Genomic DNA, 13,948 nt, shown 5'->3' with positions numbered 1-13,948 from the left:
TGTGCAACCTGCTTTCCTAATGCGTAGGTGCCGCGGCTTCAGCCTTGGTCAGCGCATGCTTGATAACCTCATCCATCGAGCTGACCGGGATAAACTCCAGATCGGCTCTGACGCTCTCCGGTATATCTCGCAAGTCGCGCTCGTTGTCTTTCGGGAGCAGCACCTTCTTAATGCCGGCCCGGTGTGCGGCGAGGGACTTTTCCTTCAGTCCGCCGATCGGAAGGACGCGGCCGCGAAGCGTAATCTCGCCTGTCATCGCCACTTCCTTGTCGACCGGACGGTTCGTAAGCGCCGAGATGAGCGCTGTCGCCATCGTGATGCCTGCGGACGGACCGTCCTTCGGAATCGCGCCTTCGGGAATATGGATATGGATATCGTTCTTCTCATGGAATTGCGGATCGATGCCAAGCTCGTTTGCGCGGGAACGCGTATAGCTGAATGCCGCCTGCGCCGATTCCTTCATGACGTCGCCGAGCTTGCCCGTCAGCGTCAGCTTGCCGCTTCCTGGCAGCACCGTCACCTCGATGACGAGCGTATCGCCGCCAACCTCCGTCCATGCGAGACCGGTAACGGCGCCGATTTGATTTTCCGCTTCCGCCATGCCGTAGCGGAACTTCGGAGGCCCAAGCCATTCCTTGACTTTCTCGGAATCGACTTCGATCGGCAAGATGCTTTTATCCGACACGATCGCCTTCGCGGCCTTGCGGCACATAGCTGCGATTTGCTGCTCAAGATTCCGAACGCCGGACTCCCTTGTATACTCTCGGATAATTTGCAGAAGGCCGTTTTCATCCAACACAACCTGATTCTCTTCCAAGCCGTGCTCTCGCTTCTGCTTCGGAAGCAGGTAGCGGGATGCGATTTGCAGCTTCTCGAGCTCGGTATAGCCGGGGATGTACAGTACCTCCATCCGATCCAAGAGCGGGCGCGGAATATTGTGTATGGCATTCGCCGTCGTGACGAACATGACATGCGACAGATCGAACGGCACCTCGATAAAATGATCGCTGAACGTATTGTTCTGCTCGGGATCCAGCACCTCTAGCAGTGCCGAAGCCGGGTCCCCGCGGAAGTCCATGGCCATTTTGTCGATCTCGTCGAGCAGGAACACCGGGTTCAGAGAGCCTGCGGTCTTCATGCCCTGAATGATGCGTCCAGGCATTGCGCCGACATAAGTACGGCGGTGGCCGCGGATCTCTGCTTCGTCTCGCACGCCGCCGAGCGAGATGCGAACGAACTGTCTGCCCAGCGATTTCGCGATGGAGCGCGCCATGGAAGTTTTACCTACCCCCGGCGGTCCGACCAAGCATAGAATCGGCCCCTTCAGCTTCTTGACGAGCTGCTGAACCGCCAAATATTCAAGCACGCGTTCCTTCGGTTTCTCAAGCCCGTAATGATCCTCGTTCAGAATGGCCTCCGCCTTCGAGACGTTCAGATCATCCTCGGTCAGATTGTTCCAAGGCAAAGATAGAAGCCAATCAATATAATTGCGGATGACACCGCCCTCAGCCGAAGTCGATGGCATCTTCTCCAGACGGTCGATTTCCTTCTCGACCTTCTCTTTGACTTTATCCGGAATGCCGGACTCCGCCATTTGCGCCCGAAGCTCTTCCACTTCGCCGGCGCGTCCTTCCTTCTCGCCTAGCTCCTTCTGGATCGCCTTCATCTGCTCGCGCAAGTAGTATTCCTTCTGCGTTTTCTCCATCTGCTTCTTGACGCGCTGGCTGATTTTGCGTTCCAGCTCGAGCACTTCGCGTTCGTTGTTCAAAATATCCAGCAAACGCTCGAGGCGCTCGCGCACATCAATCGTTTCGAGAATATCCTGCTTATCCTTTATCTTGAGCGACAGATGGCTGGAGATGACGTCGGCGAGCCGGCCCGGCTCATCAATGTCCGAAACAGCAGCGAGCGTCTCCGGCGTCACCTTCTTCGACAGGTTGATATAATGCTCAAACTGGTTAAGCACCGTCCGCATGAGCGCATCGATTTCCGGATCGGTTGTTTCCGACTCCGGCAGTTCTTTGATCGTGACCTCGTAGAACTCGTCGTTTGGCAAATAATCGACGATCTCGGCACGAACCACGCCTTCTACAAGTACGCGGATCGTGCCGTTCGGCAGCTTCAGCATCTGTCTTACTCTTGCAGCCGTACCTACGCGGTAGATGTCCTCCTGCGCCGGCTCCTCAATATTCACTTCAGATTGCGAACATAGCAAAATCATATGATCGTCGAGCATCGCGCGGTCGAGCGCGCGTACCGATTTCTCCCTGCCTACGTCCAGATGCAGCACCATGCTGGGGTATACAAGCAGCCCCCGTAGCGGCAGCAGGGGCAATCGACGACCTTTCCATTTAGCAGGTCCCATTCCAGCACCTCCGTCTTAAAAGCTTCATCACAGAGCTTTTGTAACCGATAATCTCGGTCATAAGTCTCGAGCTTTTTTCCATTTTATCATTCAACGGAATCCGCCTGCAAATAGGGCAGGCCGGTGGCGATGAAAACATCGGCTGCCGGCTGTGCGGAAGCAGACTGCGCCTGAATATCCTCGGTACCGAAGACGTGGCGGAAGACCTCCTCCACATGGTCGACCGGAATGACCCGCACGCCTTGCAAATCGGCGAAGATCGCCTGCCAGTTCTCGCGTGGGATCAGCACCGTATCCGCACCGGCCTGAAAAGCCGCCTCAACTTTCGCCAGCACGCCGCCGACCGGCTTCACATTGCCGTGAATGCCCATTTCGCCGGTCATCGCCAGCTTATTGCTGATCGGCTCGCCTTTAATCGCGGAGGCAATCGCAGTCGCCATCGCAATTCCGGCTGACGGTCCGTCGATTGGCGTTCCGCCGGGGAAGTTGATGTGCAAATCGTAATTTTCCGGCTTCATGCCCATTCTTCTAAGCACCGTAAGCACATTTTCGATCGAGCCCTTCGCCATGCTCTTGCGGCGCAGCGTCCGGCTGCTGCCGCCGCCAAGCTCCTCTTCGTCCACGACGCCTGTAATAGTGTACACGCCTTTTCCGGCCCGCGCACCGATTGCGCTTACTTCAATCTCAAGCAGCGTGCCCATATTCGGCCCGTATACGGCCAGTCCGTTCACGAAGCCTACTTGCGGCGCGGAAGGCACTTTGCGGTCCGGACGCGGCGGGATTTGGCTGCTGTTGACGACCCATTCCACATCAGCGGCCGTAATCGAATCGCGCTTCTCCGAGAGTGCAAGTCCAGCGGCAAGCTGAATGACGTTCACCGCTTCACGGCCGTTCGTCGCATATCGAGTCACAACGTCGATTGCTTCTTGAGCCGGCGGAAGCCCGATTTTCTTCAAGGCGTTCAGCGCGATCTGCGAAATTTCGTCCGGCAAGAGCGGCCGGAAGTAGATCTCCATGCAGCGTGAGCGAAGCGCTGGCGGAAGCTCTTGCGGCGATCGCGTCGTAGCGCCGACGAGCCGGAAATCGGCAGGCAGGCCGTTTTGGAAGATATCATGGATGTACATCGGGATATTATTATCTTCGGAGTTGTAGTAAGCACTTTCGAGATAGACCTTGCGGTCTTCAAGCACCTTTAACAACTTATTCATCTGAATCGGATGCAATTCACCTATTTCGTCAATAAACAGCATGCCGCCATGCGCTTTCGTTACGGCGCCCGGTTTCGGCTGCGGGATACCGGCAACCCCCATCGCCCCGGCTCCTTGATAAATCGGGTCATGCACGGAACCGATGAGCGGATCCGCGATGCCTCGCTCATCGAAGCGCGCGGTCGTCGCATCGATCTCGGTAAATTTCGCGTCGGGCAAAAACGGCGAAGACGGATTTTTCTTCGCTTCTTCTAGGACGACACGAGCCGCCGCGGTTTTACCGACGCCCGGTGGCCCATAGATGATGACGTGCTGCGGATTGGCGCTGCACATCGCCGCTTTCAGCGCGCGCAGTCCGTCCTTCTGTCCTACGATATCGTTAATGGACTGCGGACGGGTTTTCTCGGAGAGCGGCTTAGTCAAGGAAACGGAACGCAGCTTGCGCAGCTTATCCATCTCTTTCCGGGATTCCCTGTCCACGGCCGTGCGGTTCGTTTTCTGATTGCGCAGCAAATTCCAGAAATACAGGCCGATCACAATGGCGAAGAACACCTGGATCAACATCAAAATCAAACTTAAATTCATGGCAAATTACTCCTCTCTTAAGAAGACTAACGGCAATAAACCGCTTCTTTCCTTCTCCGCCCTCGCGAAAAAGAAAAAAACCGGCTACGCCGATTTCTTCATACAAAAAATCCGGCTTACGGGGCTCATACTGTTCAGTATTGCCTCCGGCCGGATGGAATAATCGCTATGAATACGTAAAGTTTGAACGTCTTTCCTAGGCGTTTACATGCTGTCCAGGATGATGCTTGCGGCCTGGAATCTCGCCGGTTGCCTCGAAGACGCGAACGATCTCGTCGATTTCTTTCTTCAGCTCGGACAGAAGGTCGGCTTCCGGAACTTTACGGATCATTTCACCGTAGCGGAAGAGCATGCCTTCGCCTCTTGCTCCCGCAATCCCAATGTCCGCTTCGCGGGCTTCGCCCGGACCGTTAACGGCGCAGCCGAGAACGGAAACCTTAATCGGCACCTTGATTTTGCTGATGTATTCTTCTACCTCGTTAGCGATCGAGAACAGATCGATATCGAGTCGTCCGCATGTCGGGCAGGATACAAGCGTAGCCGCATTCGTAATGAGGCCGAATGTTTTGAGCAGCTCGCGCGCTACCTTCACTTCCTCAACCGGATCCGCGCTCAGGCTGATTCGGACCGTATTGCCGATGCCCATCGCCAGAAGCGCTCCGATGCCCGCCGAACTCTTAATCGTTCCGGTATGGAGGGTCCCGGCTTCCGTAATTCCCAGATGAAGCGGATAACGAATCACTTCGGCTGCCATGCGATACGCTTCAATCGCCATCGGCACATCGGATGCTTTCAGCGATACAATAATATCGTGGAAATCGAGTTCTTCCAGAATGGAAATATGGAACAATGCGCTTTCGACCATCGCCTGCGGAGTCGGATAACCGTACTTCTCCAGCAAATGGTTCTCCAGCGAGCCCGCGTTGACGCCGATCCGAATCGGAATCTTCTTCTCTTTGCACGCCTTAACGACCGCTTCGACTTTCTCTCTCCGGCCGATGTTGCCCGGATTGATTCGGACTTTTTCCACCCCGTTCTCAATGGCGGCAAGCGCAAGGCGGTAATCGAAATGAATATCGGCTACAAGCGGAATATGAATCCGTTTCTTGATTTCTTTGATCGCTTCTGCGGCTTCCTTGTTGTTGACCGTCACGCGGACAATTTGGCAGCCGGCTTCTTCCAAGCGCAATATTTCGGCAACGGTTGCCTCAACATCGGCCGTCTTGGTCGTGCACATGCTCTGGATGATGACTTCATCGCTGCCGCCGATCGTAAGCGGACCAACTTTGACCGGCACGGTATCTTTACGCAAATACATCAGGTAACCTCTCCCATGAACGTCAAAGTCCACCCTTGCGAACGCATCGTGCGCCGCAAGGGTGGAAGCATTGAGGTGTTAGTTATTGGATCAGGCGCTTTCTTCCTTCTTCTTGCCCTTCTTGGAAACAAGCTCCGGCATGATCCGGTCTTGAACGACCTTCTCTGTAATGGTGCAGCTGCTTACGTCATCGCGCGATGGCACTTCATACATCACGTCGAGCATCAGCCCTTCGATAATCGCCCGCAAGCCGCGCGCGCCCGTGTTGCGCTTAATCGCTTCTTTCGCGATCGCTTCAAGAGCGGCAGGCTCGAAGTCGAGCTTCACGTTGTCCATCTCAAGCAGCTTCTGGTACTGCTTCACGAGCGCATTCTTCGGCTCGGAAAGGATGCGTACCAGCGCGCTCTCGTCAAGCGGCTCCAGCGTCGAAATGACCGGCAAACGGCCAACGAACTCTGGAATAAGCCCGAATTTGAGCAAGTCCTCCGGCAAAACCATCGACAGGTATTCACCTGGCTTCAGATCCTTCTGGCCGTCTCCGGCAGCGTTGAATCCGATGACTTTTTTGCCGATCCGGCGCTTAATCAATTGCTCCAACCCGTCAAATGCGCCGCCGCAAATGAACAAGATGTTCGTTGTATCGATTTGGATAAATTCTTGATGCGGGTGCTTACGTCCGCCTTGCGGAGGAACCGAAGCGACCGTGCCTTCAAGAATTTTAAGCAGCGCCTGCTGCACGCCTTCGCCGGAAACATCGCGCGTAATCGACGGGTTCTCGGATTTGCGCGCCACTTTATCGATCTCGTCGATGTAGATAATGCCGCGTTCCGCTTTCTCTACGTCGTAATCCGCTGCCTGAATCAGCTTAAGCAAAATATTTTCGACGTCTTCGCCGACATATCCGGCTTCCGTTAGCGAGGTCGCATCGGCGATTGCAAACGGCACGTTCAAAATTTTGGCCATCGTCTGCGCCAGAAGCGTTTTACCCGAGCCTGTAGGTCCTACAAGCAGAATATTGCTCTTCTGAAGCTCAACGTCTTCCAGTTTGTTCTGCGAATTAACGCGCTTGTAGTGGTTGTATACCGCTACGGAGAGCGATTTCTTCGCTTGCTCTTGGCCAATGACGTATTGATCCAAAATGTTGCGAATGTCGCGCGGTTTCGGAATATCCTTCAGATCAAGCTCTTCTTCATGACCGAGCTCTTCCTCAACGATTTCCGTGCACAATTCGATGCATTCGTCGCATATATAGACGCCAGGTCCGGCGACAAGCTTGCGCACTTGATCTTGCGACTTGCCGCAGAACGAACATTTAAGCTGGCCCTTTTCGTCGTTAAATTTGAACATGAGTTTTCACCCCTTCTTGTTGATTCGCTTCTTTCTACAGAGACGTGACGACCTTGTCGATCAGGCCGTAGTTCAGCGCCTCTTCCGCGCTCATGAAATAGTCGCGGTCAGTATCGCGATCGATTCGATCGTATGGTTGACCTGTACGTTCTACGTAAATTTGATTGAGTTTCTGTTTCGTCTTCAGAATCCAATCCGCATGGATCTTAATGTCGGAAGCTTGACCCCGTACGCCGCCAAGCGGCTGGTGAATCATTACTTCGGCATTCGGCAGCGCGAAGCGCTTGCCTTTGGCGCCTGCCGTAAGCAGCAGCGAGCCCATGCTTGCCGCCAAGCCTACGCAGATCGTGGAAACGTCCGGCTTGATAAACTGCATCGTATCATAAATACCCATTCCTGCGGTAACGGAACCGCCCGGTGAGTTAATGTACAGATGGATGTCCTTCTCCGGATCATCGGCTGCCAGGAAAAGCAATTGCGCAATGACGGCATTGGCAACATCGTCGTCGATCGCACTTCCTAGAAAAATAATCCGATCCTTCAATAAGCGGGAGTAGATGTCGTAAGAGCGCTCTCCCCGATTCGTTTGCTCAACGACCATAGGTACCAGATTCATGCGATCAACCTTCTTTCATCATCGACTTTTATAGGAAGAAACCTGCTTTACAGCATGGACGAGTCATCCGTTTCTTCTTATCCGTTTCCTATTCTAACATGTTCCGGTTGTAATGTCATTTTTCTGACTTTTCCCTGAATCGATACGGGTAACTACATATGTATGTAACTGCTTTCCGCCGCATGCTACTAAGCCGCGGTGAGGATAAAATAAGGCACGTGAATACGTGCCTTATCCATTCGTTTCTTATGCAACTACAGAAGCTGTTTTGCTGTTGTCAAGCAAGAACTTGATCGTCTTGCGCAGAACAAGATCTTCTTTAAGGTTGTCGAGGTTGCCGTTTGCCGTGAAGATCGAACGAAGCTCTTCAACCGAACGGTTGTATTGCGTCGCGAGCTTCTCAAGCTCTTCGTTCAAATCCTCTTCGCTTACCGCAATGCCTTCGTTCTTCGCGATTTGCTCAAGAACCAGGTTGTTGCGAACGCGTTTAACCGCGTCGCTGTGCATTTGACCGCGAAGAGCAGCTTCGTCTTGACCGGAGAACTGGTAGTACAGATCCAGGTTCATGCCTTGCGAGCGAAGACGGTTTTCGAAGTCGCGCAGCATGAACGATGTTTCGGATTCGATCATCGCTTCCGGAATTTCAACCGTTGCCGCTTCAGCCGCTTTCTCAACGACCGCCGTTTCGCGAGCCGCTTCATTCTCGCTTGTTTTTCTTTCAGCAAGCTTTGCTTTCAGGTCTTGCTTGTACTCTTCAAGCGTGTCGAACTCGCTGACGTCTTTCGCGAACTCGTCGTCCAATGCCGGCAGGTTTTTGCGTTTGATCTCCTGAAGCTTCACTTTGAACACAGCAGGCTTACCTGCAAGGTTAGCCGCGTGGTATTGCTCAGGGAACGTAACTTCTACGTCCTTGTAGTCGCCTGTAGCCATGCCGACAACTTGCTCTTCGAAGCCTGGGATAAACGCGCCGGAGCCAAGCTCCAGGTTGTGACGCTCGCCTTTGCCGCCTTCGAATGCAACCTCGTCAACAAAACCTTCAAAGTCGATAACCGCGATGTCGCCTTTCTCAGCTGCGCCTTCTTCAAGGACAGTCAGTTCAGCGTGGCGTTGTTGCAAACGCTCAAGCTCGGCTGCAACTTCCTCGTCTGTAATTACCGCTTCAGCGGAAGGAACTTCGATGCCTTTGTATTCGCCAAGCTCAACTTCAGGCTTAACCGTTACTTTCGCAACGTACTTGAAAGATTGGTCTTTTGCGAATTGCTCAACATCGATGTCAGGACGGTCAACCGGAATAACGCCTGTTTCCTTCAATGCCGCTGCATACGATTCAGGAAGCAGAATGTCGATTGCATCCTGGTACAAGCTTTCTACACCGAAACGCTTTTCGAAAATCGGGCGAGGTACTTTACCTTTACGGAAACCAGGAACGTTTACTTTCTGTACGACTTTCTTGAACGCTTTGTCAATGGCTTCATTAACTTGTCCAGCTTCAACTTCTACGTTGATGGAGACAAGATTCTTGTCTATTTTTTCCCAAGTTGCTGTCATGTTATGCTTTCCCCTCCAAGATTAAATAACGCTGATGCGTCAGATCTTTCACCGTAATAAACCATTCTATTATACTCAACAATTTCATCGATTTCAAGACTAGCCGTCATCACCGTCCAATTTAAATTGTGCGATCTGCCGCAACGACCTGCATGCCTGCTCGTAACGGAACCGAAGCGAATCCGTAATTCCGTAAGTTTCCCGCACATCGTCGTCATTCACTCTTCCATATAGTGACAGCTCGAGCACTTGATGAAGCGCGGCCGAGTAACAGTCCACCGTTTCATCGTCGTCCGATTGCAGCCGGTTATAGGCTGACGTTCCGTATAAGCATTGCAGGCATTCTTTCCACAGCTCTTTAGCAAAATGAGGCAGCGACGCCTCGATAACCTCCGTTACCGATTCTACCCGCTCGACGACCCTTGTAACCACCGGCGGAAAATCATCCATCGAAAGCGGTGTCGCTTCGATCTCCAGTTCAACCTGCTCGCCGAGCCGCTCCAAGCCGATGATGCCGGTTACGCCGCGTTTCTTCAAGCATTGCAGCGCTTTAAACTGCAGTGCCGGATGCAGCGCATTGCCAGTCAGCCAGGTGATGATCGTCTCGTCAACCGTTGGGTGCTGCAAGTAAGCTGCCCGTTCAAGCGCCAAAATTTGCTGATCGGGAACCGGATGGTGCTGCATGATATAGAGCACTTGCTGCACGTACTCTTCGTCGTATTCAGCGGGACTAAGCGCTTCCTGGCGGAACGATTCCTCATCCTCGCCGCCATTCGGATCAATCGTATGTATGCTGCTATTCGAGCCTTCATAGGAAGGAAAAGCGACCTCCAGCCAGGCCAATAAATTGCTCCATTCTTCGTAATGGCGCTTCTCTTCGCCCTGACAATTCAGCAGGAAGCGAAGCAGTTCTTTGGCTTCTCCATATTGTTCGGACTCCAGCATGCGCGTCAGCTGGTTCTGATACTGGTCCAGCATGTTTGGAAATAAATAGACATTCTCTTTATTGTCACCCTGCGAGGGGCCCGAGCTTGTAATAGAATCACCGCCTTCTTCGTCAAAATGCCTGCAGCAATGCGCAATTATGTATAGTTAGAGTTCGATTATATCACTCTGAGCGGTTGATTTCCATTTTGTGCTGTGCTATTATTTGACTACTCTGTTATATGCGCGGGTGTAGTTCAATGGCAGAACGCCAGCTTCCCAAGCTTGAGGCGAGGGTTCGATTCCCTTCACCCGCTCCATAATGATATATATAACATGATGAAAGGTTTGGGAAGAGAACCCTCAATGGGTTCGACCGTCCCCTAGAGCCTTGATAGGTAAGGCTCAACAGGACGAGCGTCGGAATTCTCCTTACACATCGTGATCCTCAAGATGAAAAAGATTCCGAATATTCCCTTCACCCGATCTGTCAACGAAAGCCTTGCACAACAAGGCTTTTTTATTTTCAATAGCATTCACGGATCGAGGTTTTCGCTGTACTTTTACTTTGCGTAAATTTTTTTCCGAAAACCTACTTGCCATCTTCCGAAAACGCATGCTATAATCTTACTTACGCGTCCCAGTAGCTCAGTTGGATAGAGCACACGCCTTCTAAGCGTGTTGTCGGGGGTTCGAATCCCTCCTGGGACGCCATAACTTTAAGACTAAATCCATATCGCCTCAAAACCCAGCAGCCTCGGGTTTTGAGGCTTTTTTGTTAAGATTCTGATTTACTAACGGACTGTCCGTTAAAACCGCGGCAACCAGCCTTCCGAATTCGAGCCCCGCTCGGGGAATCGGGAGGCTTTTTCGCTGAATGAACACCTCTCAAATGACGCACCCTATTCCCTTGAAAGGAGTGGTATGCGTTAATGGCATCCAATCAGCAGCAATCACCTCAGAGGCCGTCATCGTTCCCGCCTCAGCACCAAAATCAACAGCCAGGGCTTGAGAGCGAAATGACGCCAAAGCCGCAGTTTGAATCCGCCAATTATAAGCCGGCGGGCAAGCTGGCGGGCAAGGTAGCCATCGTCACCGGGGGCGACAGCGGCATTGGCCGTGCGGTGTCGTATATGTATGCAAAAGAAGGCGCGGACGTAGCTATCGTCTATCTGGATGAGCACGGCGACGCGAGCGAAATCAAAAGCAAGATCGAAGCCTTAGGCCGAAAATGCTTGACGATTGCAGGCGATATCGGCGACCCAGCCTTCTGTAAGAAGGCGGTCTATGAGACGACCTCCCAATTGGGCGGACTTGATATCGTCGTTAACAATGCCGCCGAACAGCATCCGAAGGAGTCCATTGAGCTCATTACGCCGCAGCAGCTGGAGCAAACGTTCAAAACGAACGTGTTCGGCATGTTTTATATGACCCAAGCGGCCATGCCGCATCTGAAGCAAGGCTCGGCGATCATTAATACGGCCTCCATTACGGCCTACCATGGCAGCAAGGATCTGCTGGACTATTCGTCTACGAAAGGGGCGCAGGTCGCCTTTACCCGTTCGCTTGCAATGAATGTGGTCGCTCAGGGCATTCGCGTGAATGCCGTCGCGCCTGGCCCGATCTGGACGCCGCTCATTCCGTCGACCTTCGACGAGAAGACGGTGGCGAAATTCGGCTCGGACACGCCGATGAAGCGTGCGGGGCAGCCGGAAGAGCTTGCACCGGCCTATGTTTATCTCGCCTGCGAGGACTCGTCGTATATGAGCGGACAAGTGCTGCATATCAACGGCGGGGAAATCGTGAACGGTTAACTTATTTTCACCGTAACAAACATGAAAACCGGCCCGCAAGACATCCCTCCGATGTCGTTCGGGCCGGTTTTTGTTATTGTTATATCCGCTTCAGCAGCCGCGCGATCGACCGGTCCGCTTCGCGCAGAACGAGGCGCTTATCGATCGTGAGCACCCGGCCGCGCTCCACGACCAGCTTCCCGTTCACCCAAACTTGGGACACATTCCCCCTGGAAGCGGCATACACCACTCTGGAATAGGGATCTGCCTCATAGGAAGGAAAGGTATGGAAGTCGTTCAAGTCCAGCATGACCAAGTCCGCTTTCTTGCCTGGCTCGATGCTTCCGATCAGATGATCCAGGCCGATCGTTTCCGCGCCGCCGATAGTCGCCATCCGCAGCACGGTTCGGGCGTTCATCGATTCAGGACCGCATCGCACTTTATGCAGAAGCGCAGTCAGCCTCATTTCCTGAAACATGTCGAGCGTATTGTTGCATGGCGCCCCGTCCGCCCCAATGCCCATCACGACCCCATGGTCCAGCAGCTCCGGCACTAATGCGATACCCGACGACAACTTCAGATTGGAGCCGGGGCAATGGGTCATTCGGGTCCCGGTCCGCTTCAAAATATCTTTTTCTTCATCATCCAGCCAAATACAGTGCGCAAGCACCAATCGCGGCGAAGTCAAACCGATGTGGTCCAAATAAACGATATTGCGCATGCCCCGCCGGCGCATGACGATCTCGATCTCCTCGCGGTTCTCGGCCGCATGCGTGTGGACAAGCACTTTATAGTGAAACGATAAGTCTCGCACTTCCTTGAGCAGCTGCTCCGAGCAGGAGACGACAAACCGCGGGCAGTACGCATAGCCGATCCGTCCGCCGTCATGACCGTGCCACTTCTCCAGAAGCGCCGTGCTCTCCGCGATCGATTGGGCCGTCTTCTCCTGCAAGCCCGCGGGAACGTCTCCCCCGTCATCCATCATTACTTTGCCGGAGATAGCGCGAATCCCGCTGCTAGCCATAGCCTGGAACGCGAAATCGGTATGGTTGACTGTCTCCATATCCAGGATGGTCGTCGTCCCGCTCTTCAGCAGCTCTCCGATACCTAGCAGCGCCGAGTAATAGACGGATTCTTCGTCATGCGCGGCCTCCAGCGGCCACACCCTTGTGCGCAGCCAATCCATCAGCGCCATATCATCTGCCCGTCCACGGAAGATCGTTTGGCATAAATGAATGTGGGTTTGCACGAAGCCCGGGAGCAAAAGCCTCCCTTTTGCTTCCACGATCGTCGTCGTTGCGGGATCGAAATTCGTGATTTGACCGCCCACAGCTGCAATAGCATCATCTTGAATCAGCAAATCGCCAACCAAAATTTCGTCCTGTTTGTTCATGGTGACAATGGTCGCATTTCGAACTAATGTCGTTCCCATCAGGCTATTCGCCTCCTACACGGACTGGTCGGTGAAAATGGTCGTCTATGCCAATATTGTAACATGGACCACAGCGAATGAGGCGGGAAATTTTACGACCAGTCCATCAGCCGGCCGATCTCCGCGCGAATGCCGGGATAGGAAAGCACCTGCTCCTTGAACGTCTCCCGCCTGCCCCAGTCGGTTTTCATCGTCGGCGTGTCAAACAGCTCCTCAGACACATCGGTAAACGCGGTATGCATGTTATTGTCATACCAATCGATTTCAGACTTTGCATCGTTTTTCACGACCGCAATCATATCGTAGTCGTTATCAAAGGACGCGCCGAAATAAGCGAGGAGCTCAGGCGTTTCGGCATCATCCGTATGCACTTCCACCTCGCAGCAGTGAATGCCCTCGCGGTCCGTTGCGCGTCTAACGCGTGCATCCGTCACGTTCATCTCAAACTCCCTTCACGAAACAGCCCCATCGTGGCGATGTGATTTTTCGTCTCTGGCGTACCCAGCTCGTACAAGAGCCGGTAGATATCGATGAGAATCCCGTCGGTGCCCGCATTCATTTGCCGATCGGATGCCGAGCTGTACGGCGTGATGAAAAAATGCCCGGTCTGCGCTTCATCCATCGTCGCATACTCTTCGAACAGCTCTTGCAGCCGGTTCAATTCCTCTTCATTCGCAGTAATAGCCAGCTCGTAAGCGGCTGCCTCGGGATCCTCTAAGATAGAGCCTGCCTGTACGGACACATAATATGGTTTGCGTGCGTAATATGACTCATCGTGATCATTGACCATATGAAAACACCCTCCTTCATTG

11 protein-coding genes and 2 tRNA genes are annotated in these 13,948 nt (G+C 53.2%); 3 read left to right on the top strand and 10 right to left on the bottom strand.

Features of this window, described 5'->3' with window-relative positions; genetic code table 11:
- Positions 1-16: 16 nt before the first annotated feature.
- The 7 genes from lon to DL346_RS05115 all read right to left on the bottom strand — a co-directional run bounded on the left by lon (position 17) and on the right by DL346_RS05115 (position 9,965).
- Positions 17-2,365 (bottom strand): endopeptidase La, encoded by a 2,349-nt coding sequence (gene lon, locus DL346_RS05145; RefSeq protein WP_112880966.1) that lies wholly within the window; start codon positions 2,363-2,365, stop codon positions 17-19.
- Between the two features lie 86 nt (positions 2,366-2,451).
- Positions 2,452-4,158: an ATP-dependent protease LonB gene (gene lonB / locus DL346_RS05140; protein WP_112880965.1), complete on the bottom strand. Its 1,707-nt coding sequence runs from the start codon at positions 4,156-4,158 to the stop codon at positions 2,452-2,454.
- Between the two features lie 196 nt (positions 4,159-4,354).
- Entirely contained in the window at positions 4,355-5,476 is a 1,122-nt protein-coding gene (ispG, locus tag DL346_RS05135; protein WP_112880964.1) for a flavodoxin-dependent (E)-4-hydroxy-3-methylbut-2-enyl-diphosphate synthase, read from the bottom strand.
- Positions 5,477-5,566: 90 nt separating this feature from the next.
- Entirely contained in the window at positions 5,567-6,823 is a 1,257-nt protein-coding gene (clpX, locus tag DL346_RS05130; RefSeq protein ID WP_112880963.1) for an ATP-dependent protease ATP-binding subunit ClpX, read from the bottom strand.
- A 34-nt stretch (positions 6,824-6,857) separates the two neighbouring features.
- Positions 6,858-7,439: an ATP-dependent Clp endopeptidase proteolytic subunit ClpP gene (clpP, locus tag DL346_RS05125; RefSeq protein ID WP_112880962.1), complete on the bottom strand. Its 582-nt coding sequence runs from the start codon at positions 7,437-7,439 to the stop codon at positions 6,858-6,860.
- Between the two features lie 246 nt (positions 7,440-7,685).
- Positions 7,686-8,987 (bottom strand): trigger factor, encoded by a 1,302-nt coding sequence (gene tig, locus DL346_RS05120; protein WP_112880961.1) that lies wholly within the window; start codon positions 8,985-8,987, stop codon positions 7,686-7,688.
- 99 nt (positions 8,988-9,086) lie between these two features.
- Positions 9,087-9,965 (bottom strand): hypothetical protein, encoded by an 879-nt coding sequence (locus DL346_RS05115; protein WP_112880960.1) that lies wholly within the window; start codon positions 9,963-9,965, stop codon positions 9,087-9,089.
- A gap of 192 nt (positions 9,966-10,157) precedes the next feature.
- Between DL346_RS05115 and DL346_RS05110 the strand changes: the two genes are divergently transcribed.
- From DL346_RS05110 to DL346_RS05100, 3 genes are all read left to right on the top strand, one after another.
- Positions 10,158-10,231: transfer RNA gene (locus tag DL346_RS05110), tRNA-Gly, on the top strand.
- A gap of 317 nt (positions 10,232-10,548) precedes the next feature.
- A tRNA-Arg gene (locus tag DL346_RS05105) sits at positions 10,549-10,625 on the top strand.
- A gap of 218 nt (positions 10,626-10,843) precedes the next feature.
- On the top strand, positions 10,844-11,725 hold the full coding sequence (locus DL346_RS05100) for an SDR family oxidoreductase (RefSeq protein WP_112880959.1): 882 nt from the start codon (positions 10,844-10,846) through the stop codon (positions 11,723-11,725).
- A gap of 79 nt (positions 11,726-11,804) precedes the next feature.
- On the opposite strand, the gene DL346_RS05095 is transcribed toward DL346_RS05100, so the two are convergent.
- The 3 genes from DL346_RS05095 to DL346_RS05085 all read right to left on the bottom strand — a co-directional run bounded on the left by DL346_RS05095 (position 11,805) and on the right by DL346_RS05085 (position 13,926).
- Positions 11,805-13,136 (bottom strand): 5'-deoxyadenosine deaminase, encoded by a 1,332-nt coding sequence (locus DL346_RS05095; protein WP_112880958.1) that lies wholly within the window; start codon positions 13,134-13,136, stop codon positions 11,805-11,807.
- A 92-nt stretch (positions 13,137-13,228) separates the two neighbouring features.
- A complete protein-coding gene (locus DL346_RS05090) occupies positions 13,229-13,570 on the bottom strand; it encodes a hypothetical protein (RefSeq protein WP_133257487.1) in 342 nt (113 codons plus the stop codon).
- Between the two features lie 2 nt (positions 13,571-13,572).
- A complete protein-coding gene (locus tag DL346_RS05085; protein WP_112880956.1) occupies positions 13,573-13,926 on the bottom strand; it encodes a hypothetical protein in 354 nt (117 codons plus the stop codon).
- Positions 13,927-13,948: the final 22 nt, after the last annotated feature.

The organism is Paenibacillus montanisoli, from assembly GCF_003268025.1.
Lineage (GTDB): Bacteria > Bacillota > Bacilli > Paenibacillales > Paenibacillaceae > Paenibacillus_Z > Paenibacillus_Z montanisoli.
This window is presented reverse-complemented; position numbering and strand designations above follow the sequence as displayed.